The sequence below is a fragment of the uncultured Pseudoramibacter sp. genome (assembly GCF_903789625.1).
In the GTDB taxonomy this organism is placed as follows: Bacteria; Bacillota; Clostridia; order Eubacteriales; family Eubacteriaceae; genus Pseudoramibacter; species Pseudoramibacter fermentans.
This window is the reverse complement of sequence record NZ_CAIFFF010000020.1, coordinates 1-21,078: the sequence shown is the minus strand read 5'-3', so window position 1 is coordinate 21,078 and position 21,078 is coordinate 1. Positions and strand designations below refer to the sequence as shown.

Here is a 21,078-nt window from a genome sequence, read left to right as displayed (position 1 = left end):
AGAAATCAGCATTAAATTATTTTTATTTTACGCTTGACTTTTGTTAGCAGGTTTTATTTAACAGAATTTTTCACACTAATAAAAATAAGGCAGACCCTCAGATCTGCCTTATTTTTATTTTACGCCCCTTCGTTTTTCCGTTTCCGGGCCGCCTCTACGAGATCGCCAACACCTCTAAATATTTCTGTTGGACGGTAGGCGTAGGTTTTGATGGATTCCTGAGTCGACACCCCGGAAAGCACCAGCGCTGTCTGCGTGCCGCTTTCCATGCCGGCGATAATATCCGTATCCATACGGTCGCCGATGATCAGCGCGTTTTCTGAATGACAGCCGAGGATGCGCAGACCGGTGCGCATCATCAGCGGATTCGGCTTGCCGCAGAAGTACGCCTTCTTGCCCGTGGCCAGCTCGATCGGCGCAACCAGCGCCCGGCACGCCGGCACAATGCCGTCTTCAGTCGGCCCCGAGACATCGTAATCCGCCCCGATCAGCCGCGCGCCCTTCATGACGAGGTTCGTCGCGATAGTCAGACTTTCCATCGAATAAGACGGCCCTTCCCCGACGACGACGTAATCGGGATCGACGGCGTTGTTCGTGATACCGACGTCGTACAGTGCGTTCATCAGCCCGCCTTCGCCGATCACGTAGGCCGAGCAGCCCGGCTTCTGACTGTCGAGAAATTTGGCGGTGGCCAGTGCCGAGGTGTAAAAATGCTCTTCGCTCACCTCCAGCCCCATGCGTTTTAACCGCTGAGAGAGCTCCCGCGGCGTGTAAACCGGGTTGTTGGTCAAAAACAGAAAGGGCAGTTCGCGCTCTTTCAGCCACTCAATAAATTCCGGCACCCCTGGCAGAATTTTGCTGCCGTGGTAAATCACGCCGTCCATATCGCACAAAATACCCTTGATTTTGTCAAATTGGATCATATTGTCTCCTTTTTCTCTGTTGATTTTGCTTTTCTAATAATGTCTCTATTCTATCATCCGCACTTCGGACTTCAACCGCATTTGCGTAAAGCCCTGGTTAAATGGATTCGTCCGTATCGATGATAAACGGAAAAACCGCCGCGTCTTTCTTCGCCTTGTAGTTTTCCTCGAGCATCGCCTTGTGTGCGAGAAATTCCGAGTCGGTAAAGGCGAGGGCGCCCGGTTCACAGCCGCGCAGACACGCCTGACATTTGATGCAGATGCCGTGGACTTCGGCTATTCCGCTGACCGGGTTGACCGCAATGGACGCCATCGGGCAGAGTCGGACGCAGACACCGCAGCCTGTGCATTTGTCCGCGTCCACTTCCGGCTTGGCCTTGAGAAAATTCGCCGGCGTGCCGTCAGACTTAATGGGCCTGTAATACGGCGCTTCGGGATCGCCCGGCACTGCGACGCGCTTCAGCTGGCGTTCGTATTCTACCTGGCCGAGATTCACGCCAACCTGTTGTCCGAAAATAATCGCGTCCATCAAGTCCTGATCACTCGGACGGCCTGTGCCAATATCCGCGAAGGCGTGCGCACACGGGACGGCCAGCGCTGCGACAACGATGAAGCCGTTGTTCGAAAGCAGGTCTACCAATTCAGCCAAGCTGTTTTCGTAATCCCGATTGCCGTAGGTCACGACCGCAATGGCCGGCGTCTTGTTCCCCTTCAGATGATCTTTCAAGGATGGCGCGATGAGGTTGGGCAGGCGGCCGGCGTAGGTCGGCATCCCGACCACTACCGCTGTCTGATTGCCGAAAACCGCGTCCTGCTCGCGCATCCGGGGCCGCGCCCAATTTTTAAAATGCAGCTGTGTGCCGAAGACGCTGGCCACGCCCTTCGCCACTGCTAAGGTTATCCGGCGTGTGTTCGTCGTCGGGCTGAAATAAATCGCCATGGTTTTTGTAATTTCCATTGTCCCCCTCCTAATGATGATTAATTTAATTCGATTTTAATGTTCGATTTTTTCCACTTCGTCCATCCAGAGCCGCACCTTCGCGTCGGACGGCATCCGCCAGTCGCCCCTCGGCGACAACGCGACCGATCCGACCTTCGGCCCGTCCGGCAGGCAGGAGCGTTTGAACTGCTGCGCGAAAAACCGCCAGTAAAAGCTTCTGAGCCATTTGTAAATCACCGCGTCGGTGTACTCACCATCGAAAGCGCACTTCGCGAGCAGGTACACCTTCTGCGGGCCGTAGCCGTTTCGCACGACGTGATACAGGAAAAAGTCGTGAAGGGCGTAGGGCCCGACAAGGTCTTCGGTTTTCTGGGCGATCTTCCCGGACTGATCTGGCGGCAGCAGCTCCGGCGAGACCGGCGTGTCGAGGACATCTTTCAAAATGTCGCGGATGTCTTCAGAGCCCTTGCGGTCCGCGACGTAATCGACCAAATAGCGCACCAGGGTTTTCGGCACGCCGGCATTGACCGCGTACATCGACATGTGGTCGCCGTTGTAGGTCGCCCAGCCGAGGGCCAGCTCCGACAGGTCGCCGGTGCCGACGACGATGCCGCCGGCCTGATTAGCCAGATCCATCAGGATCTGCGTCCGCTCTCTGGCCTGAGCGTTTTCGTAGGTGACGTCGTGGAGCTCCAGCGGATGATCCAGAGCGTTCAAATGATCGGTCACCGCGCCGCCGATGCCAATTTCGTGGAAAGTCGCGCCGATGCCGTGAATCAAATCCACCGCGTTGTTGTAGGTCCGGTCGGTAGTGCCGAATCCAGGCATCGTCACCGCGTGGATGTGATCGCGGGACAGACCGAGACGGTCGCAAGCTTCCGCGCAGACGAGCAGCGCGAGGGTCGAGTCAAGGCCGCCTGAAATCCCGAGCACCATCGGCACATTGCCGATATGACGCAGCCGGCTCATCAGCCCGACGGATTGAATCGCGAAAATTTCTTCGCAGCGGCGGCGTCTCGCAGCCAGATCCGACGGGACAAAAGGCGCCGGATCGATGGTACGGTCAAGGGCGTCAAAATCCGCCAGCCGGCAGGAAATCTGCCCCAGCGGTTCCCCAGCACTGCCCTCGTCGGCAAAGCTCGTCTGTGTGCGGCGGTCGTGAGCCAAGCCCTCGATGTCTACATCGGCAAACACAATTTGCGCGCCGTCGACGAAACGCTCGGTCTTCGCGAGGCAGGCGCCCTTTTCGTAGATGTAGCCGTCTCCGCCGAACACCAGGTCGGTCGTCGATTCGCCGATGCCGCAGGACGCGTAAAGATAAGCAGCGTTGCACCGCGCCGACTGCTGACGCACCAGCTCTTCCCGGTACTCGCTCTTGGCGATGAGCTCATTGCTCGAGGACGGGTTGACGATCACCGTCGCGCCTCCAGCCGCGAGCCGGCCCGACGGCGGCATCGGCGCCCACATATCCTCGCAAATTTCAACACCGATTTTGATGTCGCGATTGTCCGTGTCACAGAACAAAAAGTCCGTCCCAATCGGGAAATCCTGTCCGGCGTATCGGATGGTCTGGGTGCCTCTCAGCGAGGCAGCCGGCGTAAACCAGCGCCGTTCGTAAAATTCGTGGCTGTTGGGCAGGTGAGTCTTCGGCACCGCGCCGAGAATTTGTCCGCCCTGGAGCACCACCGCGCAGTTGTACAGCCCCGCGCTGACGGGAATCGGCGCGCCGACGACAACCAGCACCTTTTTATCCTTTAAATGCGCCGCAAGGGTCTCAATCCCCGCTTCTGCCCGAGTCAGCAGCGCCGACTGCGCGAATAAATCCCCGCAGGTGTAGGCGGTCACTGAAAGCTCAGGGAAGACGACGACGGCCGCCTGACGAGCCTCCGCCTCATCGATCAGGTCCGAAATGGTCTGGACATTGGCCGACACATCGGCCACTTTGGTCTGCGGGACGGCAATCGCCGTGCGCAAAAATCCATATTCTTTCATAATTTCTGTCTCTTTTCTAATTCTTAATCGTAGATTCAAAGGGCCCCACCCAGATATGGTGGCATCCTCAGGTGCATCTTTCCTGTCAGGACAACTTTCCACTCTTTTGCACAATTATCCACAAAATGTGAGTGGTTTCTTTTAAAAATTGTGCACACTTTAAGAAAGGGTAAAGGTGGCGGAATTCAGCCGTTTTGCGAAAGTTATCCACAGTTTCCACGTTTTCCACACGATTTATCCACAATTTTCACGTTTTCCACAAAAAATGGAAGCCGTTTCAATGAAGTTATCCACTTTTCCACAGATTATCTACATCTTGTGTCAAGTATTTTCTGGTAAAAAAATCGGCCACTGTGCATTGACAGCGGCCGGTAAGTTGCGCTTACGCTTTTTCCTTCTGGTCCATCGCGGCCTGAATCAAGTGATCAAACAGCGGATGCGGACGGTTCGGTCTGGATTTAAATTCCGGATGAGCTTGTGTCGCGATAAAATACGGATGGTTCGGCAGCTCAACCATTTCAACCAGCACGCCGTCCGGGGATTTGCCGGAGAACACCATGCCGGCCTTTTCCAGCTGCGGAATGAATTCGTCGTTGACTTCGTAGCGGTGACGGTGGCGTTCTTCGATATCCTGGGTGCCGTACACCTTGTAGGCGAGGGTGCCCTTTTCCAGGTGGCACGGGTAAGCGCCGAGGCGCATGGTGCCGCCCATATTCTGGATCTTCTTCTGTTCTTCCATCAGGTTGATGACCGGATAAGGTGTTTCCGGATCCAATTCAATGGAGTTCGCGTCCTTTAAGCCGACGACGTTTCTCGCGTATTCGATGACCGCGAGCTGCAGCCCGAGGCAGAGTCCAAGGAACGGAATGTTGTTTTCTCTCGCGTATTGAATGGCGGCGATTTTGCCTTCGATGCCGCGGTTGCCGAAGCCGCCGGGGACAATAATCGCCTGTTCATTGCCGAGAATGCGGTCGACATTTTCCGCGTTCAAATCCTCGGAGTGGACCCATTTGATGTGCACTTCCGCGTTGTTGGCAATCCCCGCGTGGCGCAGCGCTTCAGCGACAGACAGGTAGGCGTCGTGGAGTTCGACGTATTTGCCGACGATCGCGACGTTGACGCGGTTTTCGAGGTTCTTGGCGCGGACGACCAGTTTCTTCCATTCGTCGAGCTTCGGTGTGCGTTCCGGCAAGTGCAGCTTCTTCACCACCAGATTGGCCAGGCCTTCCTTTTCGAGCATCAGCGGCACTTCGTAGAGCTCGCTGGCGTCGAGATTGCTGACGACTGCGTTCTTGTCAACGTTGCAGAACAGGCTGATCTTTTCTTTCAGGCTTTCTTCAACTTCGTGTTCGCTTCTCAACACGATGATATCCGGCTGGATCCCAATGGAGCGCAGTTCCTTGACCGAGTGCTGAGTCGGTTTCGTCTTCAGCTCGCCGGACATTCTCAAATAGGGCAGCAGGGTGACGTGGATGTAAAGCGTGTTTTCCGCGCCGAGATCCCCGCGGCACTGGCGGATCGCTTCGAGGAAAGGCTGCGATTCGATATCCCCGACGGTCCCGCCAATTTCCGTGATGACGATATCCGGGTTGAGCGGACTGTCCGCGACCTTGGACACGCTTTCCTTGATTTCATTGGTGATGTGCGGAATGACCTGAACGGTCCCGCCGAGATAATCGCCGCGGCGTTCCTTGGTGATGACGTTCCAATACACCTTCCCGGTGGTGACGTTGCTGTACTGGCCTAAGCTTTCATCGATGAACCGTTCATAGTGGCCGAGGTCCAGGTCGGTTTCAGCCCCGTCGTCCGTGACGAAAACTTCCCCGTGCTGATAGGGGCTCATTGTCCCTGGATCGTAATTGATGTACGGGTCAAATTTCTGGATTGAAACCTTAAAGCCCCGGGCTTTCAAAAGCCGCCCGAGAGATGCCGCTGTAATCCCTTTGCCGAGGGACGAAACCACACCGCCAGTGACGAAAATATACTTTGTCTTCATGCTGCCTCCGTGTTCATTAAATAAAAAAATCACTGCAAAAGGCGTTTTTTTTTTGCAGTGACAAATGGATTGCTTTTTCCTGTCAAACAATACTTATATTTTAAAGGATAACCGGTACAATTTCAAGGCCTATTTATTTTTCCAAATCGGCGCCAGCGCGCGGCGCAGTTCTCGGTAGCGTCTGAATCCGTCGACGTAGACCGATTTCGTGTGGGGCTGATAGACCTGTCTGAGTCTGGCGCACTGCTGGGCGGCGTCCTCAGGCGTCGTGTAAGCGCCGATTGCGAGGCCGCAGGACATGAGCGCGCCCCGGGACGGGAACTCGCTGCCGCCGGCGACCGACACCGTCGCGTCGAGCACGTTGGCGATAATCCGCGGCAGCAGGCTGTCTTGTTCCATCTCGCCGCCGAAGAAAATGTGGTCGATCTGATCCCGGTCGCCGATCGCGTCCCACACCGCGTAGCCGATGGACTCGTAAACCGCGCGGACCATCTGCGCCTTGGTCGTCTCCCCAGTCATACCGAAAAAGCAGCCGCATTCTCGGCTTTCCGCGCGCTTGATGCGCTCTGTCCCACTCATCAGATAAGGCAGGAAGAGCACCCCGCCGGCGCCGGGCTCGCTCTTCGCCACCAGCTGGTCGGCAAGGTCGAGATCGTATCCGCCGGTAAGCTCGTCGAGGGCCCAGGACACGTTGCGCTGAATGTCGAGGGTTGAGATGAGTTCGATGGCTAAGTCATCAGTCAAATGGGAGATGTAATTGCGGTTGCTCCGGCTCGGATCACATTGCCGGCGGTTTAAAATCCGGCCCACCGCCGGCGCGTCGCCCAAGAGAATGCCGAAATCTCCCTCCTGCACCGCGCCGATGCCGAACATGCCCGAGGCGATTTCACCGCCGCCGACGGCCACGGGTATCCCCGGCAGCAGACGCATCTGACGGGCTGCCTTTTCGGTGAGCTCACCCGCCGTCGTGCAGCCGTCCAGCACGCCGGGGAGCTTCGAAATCGCGTCGTGCAGCTCGAGCACCGTGAGCATCTGATTGGGAATGCGCCCGTTCGGGAAATGCAGCAGCCCCGCGTTGCCGTCGGAGAAATCCGTCACGATGCGCCCCGTCATTTTGTAGCGCAGCCAGTCCTTTTCCATCAGAATCGCCTGAATCTGGCGGTAAATTTCAAGGCGGTGGCGCTTGGTCCATCTGAGAATCATCAGCGGGCTGCCGCTGTTGGGGTAGAGCCCGAGGTTGCGGTGAACCAGCCGCCCCATGCCCGGGTTTTTCTGCGTGACGTATTCCGCTTCCTCTTTGGCGCGGCGGTCCGTGTTCAGCACGGCGTTGCCGACGGGTTCGCCGCCCTCGCTCACCGGCCACAGACCTTCGCCCGCGCCGGTGAGGCCGATGCCGACGACGTCCGAACCGTAGACGCCGCTGTGTTCCATTAACATGGCCACCGCGGCCGCGGCGTTGTCCCAAAAAACGTTCATGTCGATTTCCCGGTAATCGCCGACCGAAATGATTTCATTGTCGACGACAACCTTGTCGATCTCCTTCCCTCTCAGATCGAACAAGACGACCCGGGTTTTGTCTAATCCCCCGTCCAGGGTTACGATGTATTTCATCCGATGCTCCATTTTTCGCGTATTTTCTTTAATAGTATATCAAAGGCGCCGGGAAAAATCCACCGCAGACACACGCCCTCCCGTCCTTCCTTAACTTTACTTTTGACAGCCCTTCTTTTATAATTTTGGTAACGAAAGATTAAGGGAGAAACTAGGATGAAACTCTATTCATGGAACGTCAACGGCATCCGCGCCGCTGAAAAGAAAGGGCTGGTCGACTGGATCAAATCCGAACAGCCCGACGTACTCGGCATTCAGGAGCTCAAGGCCACCGAAGACCAGCTGCCTGACACGCTTAAACAGATTGACGGCTACCACGCCTTCTTCAACCCGGCGGAACGCAAGGGCTACAGCGGTACAGCCGTTTATTATAAAGAAGCCCCTCTGGACATTCACACCGGCCTTTCCGACGACCGCTTCAACCACGAAGGCCGCACCATCGTCATGGAATACCCAGATTTTACCCTCTACAATATTTATTTCCCCAACGGCGGCCAGGGCGACGACCGCCTTCAATTCAAGATGGATTTCTACGACTGCTTCCAGAAGGATGTGAACGCCCTCGTCGCGGAAGGCAAACGCGTCATCGTCTGCGGCGACGTCAACACCGCCCACACCGAAATCGACTTGAAGAACCCCAAATCCAACGCGAAGCGCTCAGGCTTTCTGCCCATCGAACGGGAATGGGTCACACAATTCTTAAATGACGGCTACATCGACACCTACCGTTATTTCCATCCGGATCAGATCGAATACTCGTGGTGGAGCTATCGGTTCAACGCTCGGGCCAACAACGCCGGATGGCGCATCGACTATTTCTTTGCCTCCGACAACGCCAAGGATCTGCTCGAGGACGCGGCGATTCACACCGATGTCATGGGCTCTGACCACTGCCCGATTTCGCTGACCCTCAAGCTTTGACGGGACGGCGCAGAAAGAGAGCACAGCCATGCTTATCGATACCCATTGTCATTTAGACGACCCCGCCTTTAAAGACGATCTCGACGCCGTCATCGCGCGGGCGCAGGCCCAGGGCGTGGCCTGGATCCTCGACCCCGGCACGACGGTCGCGACCAGCGAACGGGCCCTCTCGCTGTCCCACCGATACGACTGCGTCTACGCCGCCGTCGGCATCCATCCCGAGGACTGCGCCGACGCGAAGCCTGAGGATTTCGCCCGCATTGCAGCACTCGCCGCCGACCCGAAGGTGCTGGCGATCGGCGAAATCGGCCTCGACTACCATTGGGACGACAACCCGCCGAAGGCCCACCAGAAAGACGTCTTTGTCCGTCAGCTGGAAATGGCCGGGGAACTCGCGCTGCCGGTCATCATTCACGACCGGGACGCCCACGGCGACGCCGTGGATCTCGTCAAATCCCAGTCCTTCAGCCGGGACGCCGGCGGCGTTTTCCACTGCTACTCCGGATCGGTCGAAACGGCGAAAATCCTGCTGGATCTGGGCTTTTACCTCGGCTTCGACGGGCCGATCACCTTCAAAAATAACAAAAAGTCGCCGGAAGTCGTGGCTTACGCGCCGCTGGACCGCCTCCTCATCGAAACCGACTCGCCCTACATGGCGCCGGTTCCCCACCGCGGCAATCGCAACGAGCCGGCCTTCGTCAGCGACATCGCCGCCAAGATGGCGGAAATCAAGGGCCTGCCCCTGGAACAAATTCTGGAGGCCACCCAGGCCAACGCCGAGGCCCTCTTTAAAAGAAAGGGTGCAGACGCTTGACCCCGGAAGAAAAACGCCACGCGTTTAGGACAGGCTTCTTCGACGGCCTGCCCATCGGTCTCGGCTACATCTCGGTCTCCTTCACCTTCGGCATGATGGCCGTGGAAAAGGGGATGCCGGCCTGGGCCGCCATTTTGATCTCGTTCACTAACCTGACCTCCGCCGGGCAGTTCGCCGGGCTCGACGTCATCGCCGCGTCGGGCTCGATGATTGAAATGGCGCTGGTCCAGCTGGTCATCAACCTGCGCTACGCGCTGATGTCCCTGTCGTGGTCCCAGCGGCTCCATCCGGAATTTAACTGGGTCAAGCGGATGATCATCGCCTTCGCCGACACCGACGAAGTTTTCGCCGTGTCCTCGGCCCGAGCCGCCGGCGGCAAAAAGCTGCGCTTCGTCTACATGGTCGGGCTGATGATCATGCCCATCGTCGGCTGGACCGGCGGCACCGTCATCGGCGCGCTGGCCTCGGCCATTTTGCCCGACGTCGTGCGCTCGGCGCTGGGGCTCGCCATCTACGGCATGTTCATCGCGATCATTGTGCCGCCTGCCAGAGATCACCGGTCGGTGGCCGTGGTCGTGCTGGCTGCCGTCGCGGTCAGCTGCCTGTTCCACTTTGCACCGGTTTTAAACCGGCTCTCCAGCGGTTTTGTGATCATCATCTGCGGGGTCGGCGCGTCGGCCCTCGGCGCCTGGCTCTTCCCGATATCTGAGGATGCGGTCGACGCGGAGATCGAAGCCGACGGCGAAGCGCATTTGCAGAAAGGAGGCTGTGATGACGACTGAACACCTGCTGATTTACACAGCTGTGATGGCCGGCGTGACCTATTTGATCCGCGTGCTGCCGCTGGTGCTGTTCCGCAACGAAATCAAGTCCCCCTTCGTCAAATCCTTTTTGTACTACATCCCCTACGCGGTTCTCGGCGCGATGACGATCCCCGCCGTATTCACAGCGACCCATTCGATAATCTCGGCCTGCGTCGGGCTGGCCGTTGCGGTTATCATGGCCTGGCACCGAAAGGGGCTTTTGCCTGTCGCGGTGGCCGCCTGCGTGGCGGTGTTCGTCACCGAATGGCTCATGCGCGTTATTTAATGCCGAGATCTCGTAAAACAGCGTAAATTATTAGAAAGAAGGCTTTTATGAAACGTCAATGGCTCGCGGGGCTCTGCGCGGCGCTGATTTTGCTGCTCCCGGGCAGTGCCCTCGCCGCTTCGCCTGCGGCCCAGGCAGCCGGGACATGGATTGTCGCGCCGAAGACGAAGACGATCAATCACAACCTGCCCGTAGCCGTATTCAAGGCCAAGCCTGTAATCAAAATTCTGCCGGACAACCGCGGGAGCCTGAGCTTCAACGTCAAAAAGAAGGGCAGGAAAAAGCGCCAGACCTACAAGGACCGGCTTGCCTTTAAACAAAAGGGACGCGTCACCGTGACGAGCAAAGCCCTCAAGTACTGCACCCGCCATTCTGTGGACGGGCGCTACAAGCTCTCCCGCCACCGCAGCCGGCTGACGCTGTCCGGCGCCGGCGGGACAATCGTCCTCATCCGCAAAACCAGTAACCATTCAAATCATTCTGAAAAATAGAAATAGGAAGTTAAGGAAATTCAAATGAAAACTCACCGCAAATACTTTTTCTTCGATATCGACGGCACGCTGACGGACCGCGCCACCAACCAGGTCGTCCCTTCTGCCAAAGAAGCCATCCGCCTGCTTCAAGAAAACGGCCATTTCTGCGCCATCAACACGGGCCGGGCGGCCTACAAGGGCGCGCCGGTCATGGATCAGGTCGGCGTCGACAACATGATCTGCAACGGCGGCCGCGGCCTCATCGTCGACCGCAAGCTCGTCAAGAACATCCCGCTGGATTTCGACGCGGCCAAGTCCTTGTACGACCAGGCCCTTGAAAAGGGCTACGGCATGCTCGTCGCTCAGGACAACTCTGTCGACGTCTACGCGGCCAATTTCGACTTCATCCGTCAGGGCGGCGAACGGCTGGAGGCCACCCGCTACATCATCGACAAGGATTACGTGCCCCACCCGCCGATTTACAAGATGTACGTCTCGATTCCGCCGGAAGAAGAAGCCAATCTCCCGCTGCTCCACACCCCGGACCAATACGGCGCGCTGCGCTTCGAGAACGGCTACCTGATCATCCAGCCCGACGAAAAGAAAAACGGGATCCTCCGGATGCTCGAAGCAATCGACGGGGATCCCGCGAATACCGTCGTATTTGGCGACGATACCAATGATTTAGATATGTTTTCCGATCCGTTCTACAAAATTGCCATGGGCAACGGCCACCCGGATCTCAAGGCTGTGGCCGATGAAGTCGCCCCCAAAAATACGGACGACGGCATTTACAAAGTCTGCAAGGCGCACGGCTGGATTTAATTTCAAAGGCGGTGCCCCAGCGCTTCCGCCTGACGAAGGGCCGGATGCCCTTCAATTTCGCCGCGCCGGTTGACCCCGCCGACCCCGATGCTTTCAGCCCGTTCGGCTTTGGGGAAGGCGAGCAGCCAGCTCTCGACGCTTTGCCAAACTCCGTCAAACATCTCCGGCCGATTTTGATCGGCCGTCGCGAAAACGACAACCTTTCGGAACCGGTACGGTTGTCTGTACACCGCGTTCATCCGGTCGAATAGGGTTTTGAGCGGCCCCGGAATATTGCCGAAATAAACCGGCAGAACCAGCGCCACCACATCCGCCTGAACCATTTTGCGCGCAATCTTTTCTCCATCGTCATTTAAAACACAATGCCCCGTGCGTTTACAGGCTTCACATCCAGTGCAGTACTGAATGGTCTGATCTCGGAGGTAAATTTTTTCAACCAGATGCCCTGCCGCTTCCGCACCCTCTGAAAAAGCATCGCCGAGGCGTTCACTGTTGCCTCGGCGATAGCTTGTATAGATGACGATGATTTTTTTTAATTGTTCTTGTTGTTTTTCCATGTTCCGATTGTACCACAATCGGGTTTTTTTGTCTTTAGCCGATCATTGCTGCCAAGTCGTCGTCGACATTGGTAATGCCGCCGATGCCGAATTGTTCAACCAGCACGTTGGTCACATTCGGTGAAAGGAAGGCCGGCAAGGTCGGTCCGAGGTGGATGTTCTTCACGCCGAGGGAAAGCAGCGCCAGCAGGACGATGACCGCTTTCTGTTCGTACCACGCGATGTTGTAGGCGATCGGCAGATCGTTGACGTCGTCGAGGCCGAAGATTTCCTTGAGCTTCAAGGCGATCAGCGCCAGCGAGTAGGAGTCGTTGCACTGGCCTGCGTCGAGGACGCGCGGAATGCCGCCGATGTCGCCGAGGTTGAGCTTATTGTATTTGTACTTCGCGCAGCCCGCTGTCAAAATGACGGTATCCTTCGGAAGCTTTTCTGCGAATTCCTTGTAGTAGGAACGGGATTTCATTCTGCCGTCGCAGCCAGCCATGACGACGAATTTGCGGATCGCGCCGCTCTTGACCGCGTCGACAACTTTGTCCGCCAGCGCGAAGACCTGTTCATGAGCGAAACCACCGACGATTTTGCCAGTTTCGATTTCTGTCGGTGCTGGGCAGGTTTTCGCCATTTCGATGATCGCTGAGAAATCCTTGTGGCCTTCAGCGTCCGCGTCGATGTGCTGGCAGCCCGGATAGCCTGCCGCGCCAGTCGTGAACATGCGGCCTTTGTAGCTGTCTTTCGGCGGCACGATGCAGTTGGTGGTCATCAGAATCGGTCCGTTGAAGGATTCGAATTCTGTCACCTGCTGCCACCAGGCGTTGCCGTAGTTGCCCGCAAAGTTGTCGTATTTCTTGAAGAACGGATAGTAGTGCGCCGGCAGCATTTCGGAATGGGTGTAGACGTCAACGCCAGTGCCCTTCGTCTGTTCCAGCAGCATTTCGAGATCCTTCAGGTCGTGGCCTGAGACCAAAATACCTGGGTTGCTTCTGACGCCTAAATCCACTTCTGTGATTTCCGGATTGCCGTAGGCGCCTGTGTTGGCCGCATCGAGATCAGCCATGCCCTGCACGCCGTATTTCCCGGTTTCGAGGGTCAGCGCGACGAGATCGTCGACACTCAGGCTGTCGTCCAAGGTCGCTGCCAGTGCGCGCTGAATGAACGCGTCGACGTCTTCGTCGTCCTTGAGCAGCGCGTTGGCGTGCTTCGTGTAAGCGGACAGTCCCTTTAACCCGTAGGTGATTAATTCTCTCAATGAGCGGATGTCTTCATTTTCAGTGGCCAGGACGCCGACGGTTTTCGCCTTTTCTGCGAACTGATCACGAGAAATGCTTTCCGTCGCCGCAGCCGGCAGGTCTTCCGGATTGTCTACCTTCTGAAGCCACTGTGCCTTGTAGGCTTCGGTCTGAGCGACGCGTTCTTCAATGGCGTCGAGGTCGAAGTTGGCGTTGGTAATGGTCATAAATAAGCTGACTGTCACAAAATGGTTGATTTCCTTTGGCACTTCGCCGCCCTGTTTTCTCACAGCGGTCGTGATGGCTGAAAGCCCCTTTGTCGAATAAATCAGCAAATCCTGCATGTTGGCCACGTCTGCCGTTTTGCCGCAGACCCCGCGGACGGTACAGCCCTGGCAGCGCGCCGTTTCCTGACACTGATAACAAAACATTTTCTGATCCTGCATGTTGGTATTCCTCTCTTTCATTACGCTACGAGTGATCCGTTTGATTTCATCTGATGGTTTTATTATAGTGCTTTTTCTTTAAAATTCTGTGGTTATACCAACAAATTTATAAATTTTTATAAAAAAACGACAAATAACGCATTTCACCCGATTTTTTTCTTTGACTTTGCCATCACATCTTTTTATAATGAGTATGTTGCAATTTTATCAAGTCAATCGGCAAAGGCGCCGGAAGCTTAGGGCTTCTGACGCCTTTTTTTGTTGACTTATTTAAGTGATGGAGGTTTAGTAATTATGAATTCAGGTAATACGGCTTTTGTTTTGATCTGCGCCTGTCTGGTGATGATCATGACGCCGGGACTGGCCTTTTTCTACGGCGGCCTCGGGCGGCGCAAGAACGTGCTCAACACGATGATGATGTCCCTGTTCATCATGGGGCTGGCGTCCGTTTTGTGGATCGCCTTTGGCTATTCTGTCAGCTTCTGCGGCGATCACGGCGGCATCATTGGCACATTCCACCAGGCGTGCATGCGCGGCATGTTCAAGGGCACCAGCACCTACGCGCCGTCGATTCCGAAAATGGCCTACGTCGTCTTTCAGATGATGTTCGCGATGATTACGCCGGCGCTGATCACTGGAGCGGTCGCCGGACGCATGAACTTCAATGCGATTTTCTTCTTTATCTTGTTTTGGCTGATCCTCGTGTATTTCCCGCTGGCCCACATGGTCTGGAGCGCCGGCGGACTGATCGGCTCGAAACTGCACGCCCTCGACTTCGCAGGGGGCGACGTGGTTCACATTTCTTCCGGCTTTTCCGGCCTGATTTTGGCGCTGATGATCGGACGCCGTCAGGGCTACAACCGCGTCTCCTACCGCACCCACAACATTCCCTTCGTCGTTCTCGGCGCGGCGCTGCTTTGGTTCGGATGGTACGGCTTTAATTCCGGATCGGCCCTCGCCGCAAACGGCTTAGCCGCCCACGCCTTTGTCACTACCAACACGGCGGCCGCGACCTGCATGATGGTCTGGATGCTCATCGACGTGATCGTTTCCGGCAAACCGACGGTTGTCGGCGCATCCACCGGCGCGGTCCTCGGCCTGGTGGCCATTACGCCGGGTGCCGGTTTCGTTCCGGTCTGGGCGTCCTTTATTATCGGCGGTGCTGCCGCGCCGATTTCCTACTTTATGATCTCTTATGTCAAGCCGAAGCTCGGCTACGACGACGCCCTCGACGCCTTTGGCTGCCACGGCGTCGGCGGGATTTGGGGCGGAATCGCCACCGCTCTTTTCGCCAGCAAGGCGATCAACCCCGCCGCGAAATGGAACGGTTTGTTTCTCGGCGGCGGCAGTCATCTGCTGCTGATGCAGCTGGCCGGCATCGCCCTGACCATCGTCATCGCTGTCGTCGGCTCCCTCGTCATCGCGAAAATCCTATCGCTGTTCATGCCCCTTCGAGTCAATAAAGAAGATGAACGCCGCGGTCTCGACGAAACGCAGCACGGCGAAAAGGCCTACCCAGCGTTTACCGGTATGGATTAATGAATGGAAAAGAGAGGTAAATCAAATGACAAAAATTGAAGCCATTGTGCGGGAAGAAGTTTATCAGGATCTGCTGGACGCGCTGAAATCCGTGGATATTAACGGCATCACCGTGTCCCAGGTCATGGGCTGCGGCACTCAAAAAGGCTACACCCGCGTGGTCCGCGGTTCAAAGGTAGATATCAACATGCTGCCCAAAATCAAATTTGAAATCGTCGTGTCCAGCGATGCCTTTGCCGACGAGGTTGTCCGCATTATCCGAAAAACGGCGGTCACCGGTCAGCCGGGCGACGGAAAAATCTTTGTTTACGATTTAAAGGATGTGATTCGCATCCGCACCAACGAACACGGTGTCGACGCGATCAATTAAATCGACCATCAAAAAACTGCTGTGGGGTCAAAGCCCCGCAGCAGTTTTTGTTTTGTGCTTATTTTTTATGTTACATCGATTCCGGTGCACTGACGCCGAGAATGCCGAGCACATTTTCGAGCACCTGTCTGGTCGCGAGGATCAGCTTCAGTCTGGCGTGCATCAGCTTCGCGTCGTCCACACGGACGCGGCAGTCGTTGTAAAAGCCGTGGAAGGCCGAGGCCAGTTCCTGTCCGTAATGCACCATCCGAGACGGATCGTTCTTGCGTTCCGCCTGGACGATCGTGTTCGGCAGATCGGACATGACTTCGAGCAGTTCCATTTCCTTCGGATGGGTCAGCAGGCTCAAATCCGCCGGCGCGTCCAAATCCACTTCGCCGCCGAGTTGTCTTAAAATGCTGCAGATGCGCGCGTGGGCGTACTGCATGTAGAACACCGGGTTTTCGTTGGATTCCTGAATGGCCAAGTCGAGGTCGAAGTCAAAGTGGGAATCCGGTGAACGCAGGTTGAAGAACACGCGGGCCGCGTCGGTCCCGACCATTGTCAAAAGCTCCGACAGGCCGATGGCCTTGCCCTGGCGCTTGGACATCCGAATCGGTTCGCCGTCCTTGATGAGGCGAACGAGCTGCATCGTCACGACGTGGAGCCGGGAATCGTCTTCTCCGGCCGCCCGGATCGCCGCTTTCAGTCTGGCGATGTGCCCGTGATGGTCGGCGCCCCAAACGTTAACCGCGCGGTCGAACTTCCGGGTCTGGAGTTTGTTCAGATGGTAGGCGATGTCCCCCATGAAATAGGTCGGCAGACCGTTCTGACGGATCAGCACGTCGTCCTTTTCGCAGCCGTAATCTGTCGTCTTGAACCAGGTCGCGCCGTCCTTTTCGTAGGTCGCGCCCTTGTCCTTTAACAGCTTCAGCGCTCGTTCGATTTCGCCGTCGTCGTACATGCTCTGTTCCGAGAACCAGACGTCGTAGTGTACGCCGTACTTGGCCATATCGGTGTGCATCTGTTTGAGGTTGACGTTCAGCGCGAAATCGATCAGCTTGCGCTTGCGGGTGTCGTCGTCTTCGTCGAGCAGACCCACAACCTGATCTTTTCCGCCCTGATCCGCGATGTATTCCTGGACCCGTTCCATAATGTCCTTGCCCTGGTAGCCGTCTTCTGGGAAAGGCACGTCCAGACCCATGGCCTGCTTAAATCGCGCGTCGAGGGAGTCCCCGAATTTCGCAATCTGATTGCCGGCGTCGTTGACGTAGAATTCGCGGGTCACGTCGTAGCCCGTCCAGGCCGCGATTTCAGCGAGCACGTCGCCGATTGCGCCGCCTCTGGCGTTGCCGATGTGCATCGGGCCCGTCGGGTTGGCAGAAACGAATTCCAGATTGTAGGTCAGTCCCTTGTGGCCTTCGGTGCGGCCGTAATCCTTCCCCATGGATTCGACTTCGCCGATGACGTCGTAATGCCAGGCCGGATCCAGCGTAAAGTTGATAAACCCAGGGCCGGCGATGTCGACCTTCGACACAATGCCCTTGAGATTGTCGTCGGTCTTCAGCTGTTCGGTAATGGCTTCGGCAATTTTACGCGGCGCCATGTGGGCTTCCTTCGGCAGCTGCATCGCCACGTTCGTCGAGTAATCGCCGAATTTCGCTTCGCGGGGCACTTCCAGCTGCACGTCCGGCTGGTGCTCGATCTGAAAGGCACCGGCCGACACCGCGGATTTGACCGCGTCTGCTGCCGCCTGTTTCAACTTATTTTCTATTTTCTCTCTGATATAGGTCATCAATACTCCTCTTTAACTTAAACTTATTTTCGGTCCTTGACCTCGATGTCCATCGTGTTGGCCGTCACTTCCTGCCCATTGGAGGAAATGATGTAGTCCAAATGCACGTGAAGGGGCCCAAAGGATTCGTCCCGTTCGATTTCAATCTGCCGCGTGTCGATCGACATCGGCACTTCACCGAGGGGCGTCTTGTAAACAGCCATGCAGCTGCTGCCCGCTTCAAATTCCATCATGCTGTTGATCGTACCGAGGCGGATCACCGACACCTTGTCCGGTTCGATGCGGACCGTGGTCGTCGTGCCGGACATGCCGGAGACCTCTGTCTCCTGGTAATTCAGGCAAGGGGTTTCCCCTTCCCAGACCAGATCGCCCTCGGTCATAAATTCGGTCCGTTCCGTGTCGCCTTCAACCGCAGATTGACTGACCACCGTCAGCCAGACCGGCCGCGTCGGCTTCTTTTCACGCACGTTCATCACGGGCCTCCCTTTCTTGTTCTAATCCTGTTCTTACTTTAATGTGTAATCCGTCACTTTCTTGCGTTTCGCCGTCTGAATCAGCCGTTCAACCAGCTCGCTGTAGCTCACGCCCATGTTTTCCCACATCATCGGGTACATGCTGATGTCGGTGAAGCCGGGCATCGTGTTGACTTCGTTGATATAGATATCGCCGGTATCCCGGTCGACGAAGAAGTCCGCGCGGGTCGGGCCTGCGCCGTCGATGGCCGTAAAGGCGTCGTGGGCGTAGGCGCGGATTTTGTCGATCGTCGCGCTGTCGATTTCAGCCGGGATGACGATTTTCGAATCCTGATCGTCGGCGTATTTCGCTTCGTAATCGTAGAATTCCTTGCTGGCGACCACTTCGCCCGGAAGCGTCGTCTGAATGTCGCCGTCTTCTTCGAGGACCGCGCATTCGATTTCTCTCGCGTTGACCGCGGCTTCGATCAAAATTTTCGAGTCGAACTGCAGCGCGTTGTCGACCCCGGCGACAAATTCCGCCCGGTCGTGGGCCTTGGTGATCCCAACCGACGAGCCCATGTTTACCGGCTTGATGAACACCGGGTAGCCGAGCTTGTCTTCGCTGGCCTTAACTAACGCGTCCTTGTCTCTGCGCCAGTCTCTGTCGAAGAAATAAATGTAAGGCACGACCGGAATGCCGGCGCGTTCGAACAAAATCTTCGAGACGACCTTGTCCATCCCGACGGCGGAAGCCAGCACGCCGCAGCCGACGTAAGGCTTGTTCATCATTTCGAAGACGCCCTGAATCGTGCCGTCCTCGCCCATCGGTCCGTGCATCATCGGCCAGAACACGTCGATGCTCTGAATGAGCGGATCGGTGAACAGTGAAAAATCCGTCCGGATGTGGTCGGTATCCTGTTCCCAGGAGCCGTCCGGCAGTTTATCCCAATCTCCAGTATAAATCATCCAGCGACCGTCTTTTGTGATGCCGATGGTCACCACATCATATTTGTCTAAGTCGATCACTTTCAATACGTTGTACGCAGAAACCCGCGCCACTTCGTGTTCGCCCGACTGGCCGCCAAATACGAGCCCTAATTTGATTTTATCTGGCATTGTAATCTCCTTGTCATTTTCATTTAAAGATTTTGTTTCATTATACCCTTTTTCCCTGCGTTTGAATACCAAAAAAAGAAAACCCCGAAAGGTTTTCCGGGGTTTTCGCTGCAAATTGTCGTTATTCCGGCAGGCGCGCGTTGACGGCTTCCTTGATTTCCGCAAGCTTCGCTTCTGCGTCTTCCGGGCTCTTGCCCTTGACGGAGTAGTAGATCTTGATCTTCGGTTCGGTGCCGGACGGACGGATCGCGTACCACGAATCTTCGTTGAAGATGAATTTCAAGACGTTGGAAACCGGCAGATCGATTTTTGAGGTTTCGCCGGTGGTCATGTTGGTGCAGACCTGTGATTGATAATCGTCGAATTCGACGAGCTTGGCGTCGGCGAAATGATCGAAATGATCGGCGCGGAAGGCGTCCATGATCTTCGCGATCTGAGCCTTGCCTTCGATGCCGTCGAGCTCGATGGACTGAATCGTTTCGAGGAAGTAGCCGAATTTCTTGTACAGCGCCTGGAGTGCGTCGTAGAGGGTCATGCCCCGTTCTTTGTAGTATTGGGCCATTTCGACGACGAGGGCCGACGCGACGACGGCGTCCTTGTCTCTCGCGTAGTCGCCGACCAGGGCGCCGTAGCTTTCTTCGTAGCCCATGACGAACGTATGTTCGCCTGACGCCTTCCACTGGGTCATCTTTTCGCCGATATATTTGAAACCGGTCAGCACGTTGTAAACCGCCGCGCCGTAGGATTTGGCGATGACCGCGCCGAATTCGCTGGTGACGATCGTCTTGACAATCGCCCTGTTGTCCGGCCAGTCTCTGGATTTGAGCATGTAGTCGACGAGCAGGCCGCCGGTCTGGTTGCCAGTGAGCACGGCGTAGGTGCCGTCCGGTTTGTGGCAGCAGACGCCGAGGCGGTCCGCATCCGGGTCGGTCCCGAAGATGATGTCCGCACCTTCTTTTTCCGCCATTTCAATCGCGAGGTCAAAGACGGCCTTTTCTTCCGGGTTCGGTTTCGCGACCGTCGGGAAATCGCCGTCTGGCTGTTCCTGTTCTTTGACGACCTGAACATTTTCGTAGCCCAATTCCTTAAGTACACGGCGAACCGGGATGTTGCCCGAGCCGTGCAGCGGCGTGTAAATGATTTTCAAATCGCTGCCCGGATTGGCCTTGGCCACGCCCTTGACCGCTTCGATATAAGCGTCATCCACTTCCTTCGGCACGGTGATGATGTGGGGATCGTCGTCCGCCGCCAATTTCACTGAGAAATAATCGGTGACGGTGTGAATCTGTTCGACGACGCCGGCCGCGACCGCTTCGGTGATCTGGCCGCCGTCTGGGCCGTAGACTTTATAGCCGTTGTAAATTTTCGTGTTGTGGGACGCGGTGATGACGATACCGGCCGCGGTCTTCAGGTGGCGCACCGTGAAGGACAGCACCGGCACCGGGCGCAGGCTGTCGTAGAGATAGGCGTTAATCCCGTTGGCCGCGAGGACCTGCGCGGAAACCTGGGCGAATTCTTTCGAGAAGTGTCTGGAGTCGTAAGCGATCGCGACACCCTTTTCAGCATTAGCCGGATCTTCCTTCAAGAGATACTGTGCCAGGCCCTGAGTCGCTCTTGCGACGACGTAAATATTGATGCGGTTGGTCCCCATGCCGATCTTCCCGCGCATGCCGGCTGTGCCGAAGGACAGCTCCGTGTAAAAGCGGTCTTCGAGTTCCTTTTCGTCCGTGATGCTCTCCAGTTCCTTTTTTATATTCTGGTCGTACTTTCCAAAATCGAGCCATTTCTGCAAATTGGTTTTGTAATCCATTTTGAACTCCTTACCTAATAAATTTATTTAAGATGATTTGTCAATGTTAGTCGGTTACAATTATTATAAATCAAACCCTATCATTGTACAAGAATAAAGCGCCGAGTTTTGGACGTAAAAAAGCACGCTTCTAAATAAAGAAGCGCGCTTCAGACTGTAGACAAACGAGGCTCTGAGAAAATACTCAGAGCCTCGTTTGAT

Annotated in this window: 19 protein-coding genes; 8 read left to right on the top strand and 11 right to left on the bottom strand. The window is 56.1% G+C overall.

Annotated elements, in window-relative coordinates:
• Window positions 1-119: 119 nt before the first annotated feature.
• The 5 genes from QZX60_RS08960 to QZX60_RS08940 form a co-directional block, all read right to left on the bottom strand.
• On the bottom strand, window positions 120-923 hold the full coding sequence (locus tag QZX60_RS08960; protein WP_295363956.1) for an HAD-IIA family hydrolase: 804 nt from the start codon (window positions 921-923) through the stop codon (window positions 120-122).
• 97 nt (window positions 924-1,020) lie between these two features.
• Complete coding sequence (locus QZX60_RS08955) at window positions 1,021-1,881, bottom strand: 4Fe-4S binding protein (RefSeq protein WP_295363953.1); 861 nt, start codon at window positions 1,879-1,881, stop codon at window positions 1,021-1,023.
• Between the two features lie 36 nt (window positions 1,882-1,917).
• Window positions 1,918-3,855, bottom strand: a complete 1,938-nt coding sequence (locus tag QZX60_RS08950; RefSeq protein WP_295363950.1) for an NAD(+) synthase — start codon at window positions 3,853-3,855, stop codon at window positions 1,918-1,920.
• A 382-nt stretch (window positions 3,856-4,237) separates the two neighbouring features.
• Window positions 4,238-5,851 carry a CTP synthase gene (locus tag QZX60_RS08945; protein WP_295363948.1) on the bottom strand — a complete coding sequence of 538 codons (1,614 nt, stop codon included), beginning with the start codon at window positions 5,849-5,851 and terminating at the stop codon, window positions 4,238-4,240.
• Window positions 5,852-5,980: 129 nt separating this feature from the next.
• A complete protein-coding gene (locus QZX60_RS08940; RefSeq protein ID WP_295363945.1) occupies window positions 5,981-7,462 on the bottom strand; it encodes an FGGY-family carbohydrate kinase in 1,482 nt (493 codons plus the stop codon).
• 156 nt (window positions 7,463-7,618) lie between these two features.
• Between QZX60_RS08940 and QZX60_RS08935 the strand changes: the two genes are divergently transcribed.
• The 6 genes from QZX60_RS08935 to QZX60_RS08910 are packed head-to-tail and all read left to right on the top strand — an operon-like array spanning window position 7,619 to window position 11,584.
• Window positions 7,619-8,383: an exodeoxyribonuclease III gene (locus QZX60_RS08935; protein WP_295363942.1), complete on the top strand. Its 765-nt coding sequence runs from the start codon at window positions 7,619-7,621 to the stop codon at window positions 8,381-8,383.
• 28 nt (window positions 8,384-8,411) lie between these two features.
• The gene (locus QZX60_RS08930) at window positions 8,412-9,197 is read left to right on the top strand and encodes a TatD family hydrolase (RefSeq protein ID WP_295363939.1); all 786 of its coding nucleotides are present in this window, start codon (window positions 8,412-8,414) and stop codon (window positions 9,195-9,197) included.
• Window positions 9,194-9,979 (top strand): AzlC family ABC transporter permease, encoded by a 786-nt coding sequence (locus QZX60_RS08925; protein WP_295363936.1) that lies wholly within the window; start codon window positions 9,194-9,196, stop codon window positions 9,977-9,979. Before QZX60_RS08930 ends, QZX60_RS08925 begins: the two co-directional genes overlap by 4 nt.
• Window positions 9,969-10,286 carry an AzlD domain-containing protein gene (locus QZX60_RS08920; protein WP_295363934.1) on the top strand — a complete coding sequence of 106 codons (318 nt, stop codon included), beginning with the start codon at window positions 9,969-9,971 and terminating at the stop codon, window positions 10,284-10,286. The genes QZX60_RS08925 and QZX60_RS08920 overlap by 11 nt, the downstream gene beginning before the upstream one ends.
• A gap of 47 nt (window positions 10,287-10,333) precedes the next feature.
• Entirely contained in the window at window positions 10,334-10,777 is a 444-nt protein-coding gene (locus QZX60_RS08915; RefSeq protein WP_295363931.1) for a hypothetical protein, read from the top strand.
• A 24-nt stretch (window positions 10,778-10,801) separates the two neighbouring features.
• Window positions 10,802-11,584, top strand: a complete 783-nt coding sequence (locus QZX60_RS08910) for an HAD hydrolase family protein (RefSeq protein WP_295363928.1) — start codon at window positions 10,802-10,804, stop codon at window positions 11,582-11,584.
• Window positions 11,585-11,586: 2 nt separating this feature from the next.
• Here the strand turns inward: QZX60_RS08910 and QZX60_RS08905 are convergent, their stop codons facing one another.
• Together QZX60_RS08905 and hcp are read right to left on the bottom strand one after the other, a co-directional pair.
• Window positions 11,587-12,141, bottom strand: coding sequence for a flavodoxin family protein (locus tag QZX60_RS08905; RefSeq protein WP_295363924.1), 555 nt, complete (start codon window positions 12,139-12,141; stop codon window positions 11,587-11,589).
• Between the two features lie 34 nt (window positions 12,142-12,175).
• Window positions 12,176-13,834: a hydroxylamine reductase gene (gene hcp, locus QZX60_RS08900; RefSeq protein WP_295363922.1), complete on the bottom strand. Its 1,659-nt coding sequence runs from the start codon at window positions 13,832-13,834 to the stop codon at window positions 12,176-12,178.
• A gap of 273 nt (window positions 13,835-14,107) precedes the next feature.
• Between hcp and QZX60_RS08895 the strand changes: the two genes are divergently transcribed.
• Both QZX60_RS08895 and QZX60_RS08890 read left to right on the top strand, forming a co-directional pair.
• Window positions 14,108-15,352, top strand: coding sequence for an ammonium transporter (locus tag QZX60_RS08895; RefSeq protein WP_295363919.1), 1,245 nt, complete (start codon window positions 14,108-14,110; stop codon window positions 15,350-15,352).
• A gap of 25 nt (window positions 15,353-15,377) precedes the next feature.
• The gene (locus QZX60_RS08890; protein WP_295363916.1) at window positions 15,378-15,722 is read left to right on the top strand and encodes a P-II family nitrogen regulator; all 345 of its coding nucleotides are present in this window, start codon (window positions 15,378-15,380) and stop codon (window positions 15,720-15,722) included.
• Window positions 15,723-15,792: 70 nt separating this feature from the next.
• On the opposite strand, the gene argS is transcribed toward QZX60_RS08890, so the two are convergent.
• The 4 genes from argS to QZX60_RS08870 all read right to left on the bottom strand — a co-directional run bounded on the left by argS (window position 15,793) and on the right by QZX60_RS08870 (window position 20,877).
• On the bottom strand, window positions 15,793-17,496 hold the full coding sequence (gene argS, locus QZX60_RS08885) for an arginine--tRNA ligase (RefSeq protein ID WP_295363914.1): 1,704 nt from the start codon (window positions 17,494-17,496) through the stop codon (window positions 15,793-15,795).
• Window positions 17,497-17,519: 23 nt separating this feature from the next.
• Window positions 17,520-17,969: a DUF1934 domain-containing protein gene (locus tag QZX60_RS08880; RefSeq protein ID WP_295363911.1), complete on the bottom strand. Its 450-nt coding sequence runs from the start codon at window positions 17,967-17,969 to the stop codon at window positions 17,520-17,522.
• 33 nt (window positions 17,970-18,002) lie between these two features.
• Complete coding sequence (locus QZX60_RS08875) at window positions 18,003-19,067, bottom strand: D-alanine--D-alanine ligase family protein (RefSeq protein ID WP_295363908.1); 1,065 nt, start codon at window positions 19,065-19,067, stop codon at window positions 18,003-18,005.
• Between the two features lie 121 nt (window positions 19,068-19,188).
• On the bottom strand, window positions 19,189-20,877 hold the full coding sequence (locus tag QZX60_RS08870; protein ID WP_295363906.1) for a phospho-sugar mutase: 1,689 nt from the start codon (window positions 20,875-20,877) through the stop codon (window positions 19,189-19,191).
• Window positions 20,878-21,078: the final 201 nt, after the last annotated feature.

Excerpts from the sequence above, each read along its gene's own strand:
- QZX60_RS08915 (WP_295363931.1), top strand. The coding sequence starts at position 10,334 with ATGAAACGTCAATGGCTCGCGGGGCTCTGCGCGGCGCTGATTTTGCTG.
- QZX60_RS08945 (WP_295363948.1), bottom strand. The coding sequence starts at position 5,851 with ATGAAGACAAAGTATATTTTCGTCACTGGCGGTGTGGTTTCGTCCCTC.
- hcp (WP_295363922.1), bottom strand. The coding sequence starts at position 13,834 with ATGAAAGAGAGGAATACCAACATGCAGGATCAGAAAATGTTTTGTTAT.
- QZX60_RS08875 (WP_295363908.1), bottom strand. The coding sequence starts at position 19,067 with ATGCCAGATAAAATCAAATTAGGGCTCGTATTTGGCGGCCAGTCGGGC.
- QZX60_RS08955 (WP_295363953.1), bottom strand. The coding sequence starts at position 1,881 with ATGGAAATTACAAAAACCATGGCGATTTATTTCAGCCCGACGACGAAC.
- QZX60_RS08890 (WP_295363916.1), top strand. The coding sequence starts at position 15,378 with ATGACAAAAATTGAAGCCATTGTGCGGGAAGAAGTTTATCAGGATCTG.
- QZX60_RS08870 (WP_295363906.1), bottom strand. The coding sequence starts at position 20,877 with ATGGATTACAAAACCAATTTGCAGAAATGGCTCGATTTTGGAAAGTAC.
- QZX60_RS08880 (WP_295363911.1), bottom strand. The coding sequence starts at position 17,969 with ATGAACGTGCGTGAAAAGAAGCCGACGCGGCCGGTCTGGCTGACGGTG.
- QZX60_RS08905 (WP_295363924.1), bottom strand. The coding sequence starts at position 12,141 with ATGGAAAAACAACAAGAACAATTAAAAAAAATCATCGTCATCTATACA.
- QZX60_RS08935 (WP_295363942.1), top strand. The coding sequence starts at position 7,619 with ATGAAACTCTATTCATGGAACGTCAACGGCATCCGCGCCGCTGAAAAG.
- QZX60_RS08960 (WP_295363956.1), bottom strand. The coding sequence starts at position 923 with ATGATCCAATTTGACAAAATCAAGGGTATTTTGTGCGATATGGACGGC.
- QZX60_RS08940 (WP_295363945.1), bottom strand. The coding sequence starts at position 7,462 with ATGAAATACATCGTAACCCTGGACGGGGGATTAGACAAAACCCGGGTC.
- QZX60_RS08895 (WP_295363919.1), top strand. The coding sequence starts at position 14,108 with ATGAATTCAGGTAATACGGCTTTTGTTTTGATCTGCGCCTGTCTGGTG.
- QZX60_RS08930 (WP_295363939.1), top strand. The coding sequence starts at position 8,412 with ATGCTTATCGATACCCATTGTCATTTAGACGACCCCGCCTTTAAAGAC.
- QZX60_RS08920 (WP_295363934.1), top strand. The coding sequence starts at position 9,969 with ATGACGACTGAACACCTGCTGATTTACACAGCTGTGATGGCCGGCGTG.
- QZX60_RS08950 (WP_295363950.1), bottom strand. The coding sequence starts at position 3,855 with ATGAAAGAATATGGATTTTTGCGCACGGCGATTGCCGTCCCGCAGACC.
- QZX60_RS08910 (WP_295363928.1), top strand. The coding sequence starts at position 10,802 with ATGAAAACTCACCGCAAATACTTTTTCTTCGATATCGACGGCACGCTG.
- argS (WP_295363914.1), bottom strand. The coding sequence starts at position 17,496 with ATGACCTATATCAGAGAGAAAATAGAAAATAAGTTGAAACAGGCGGCA.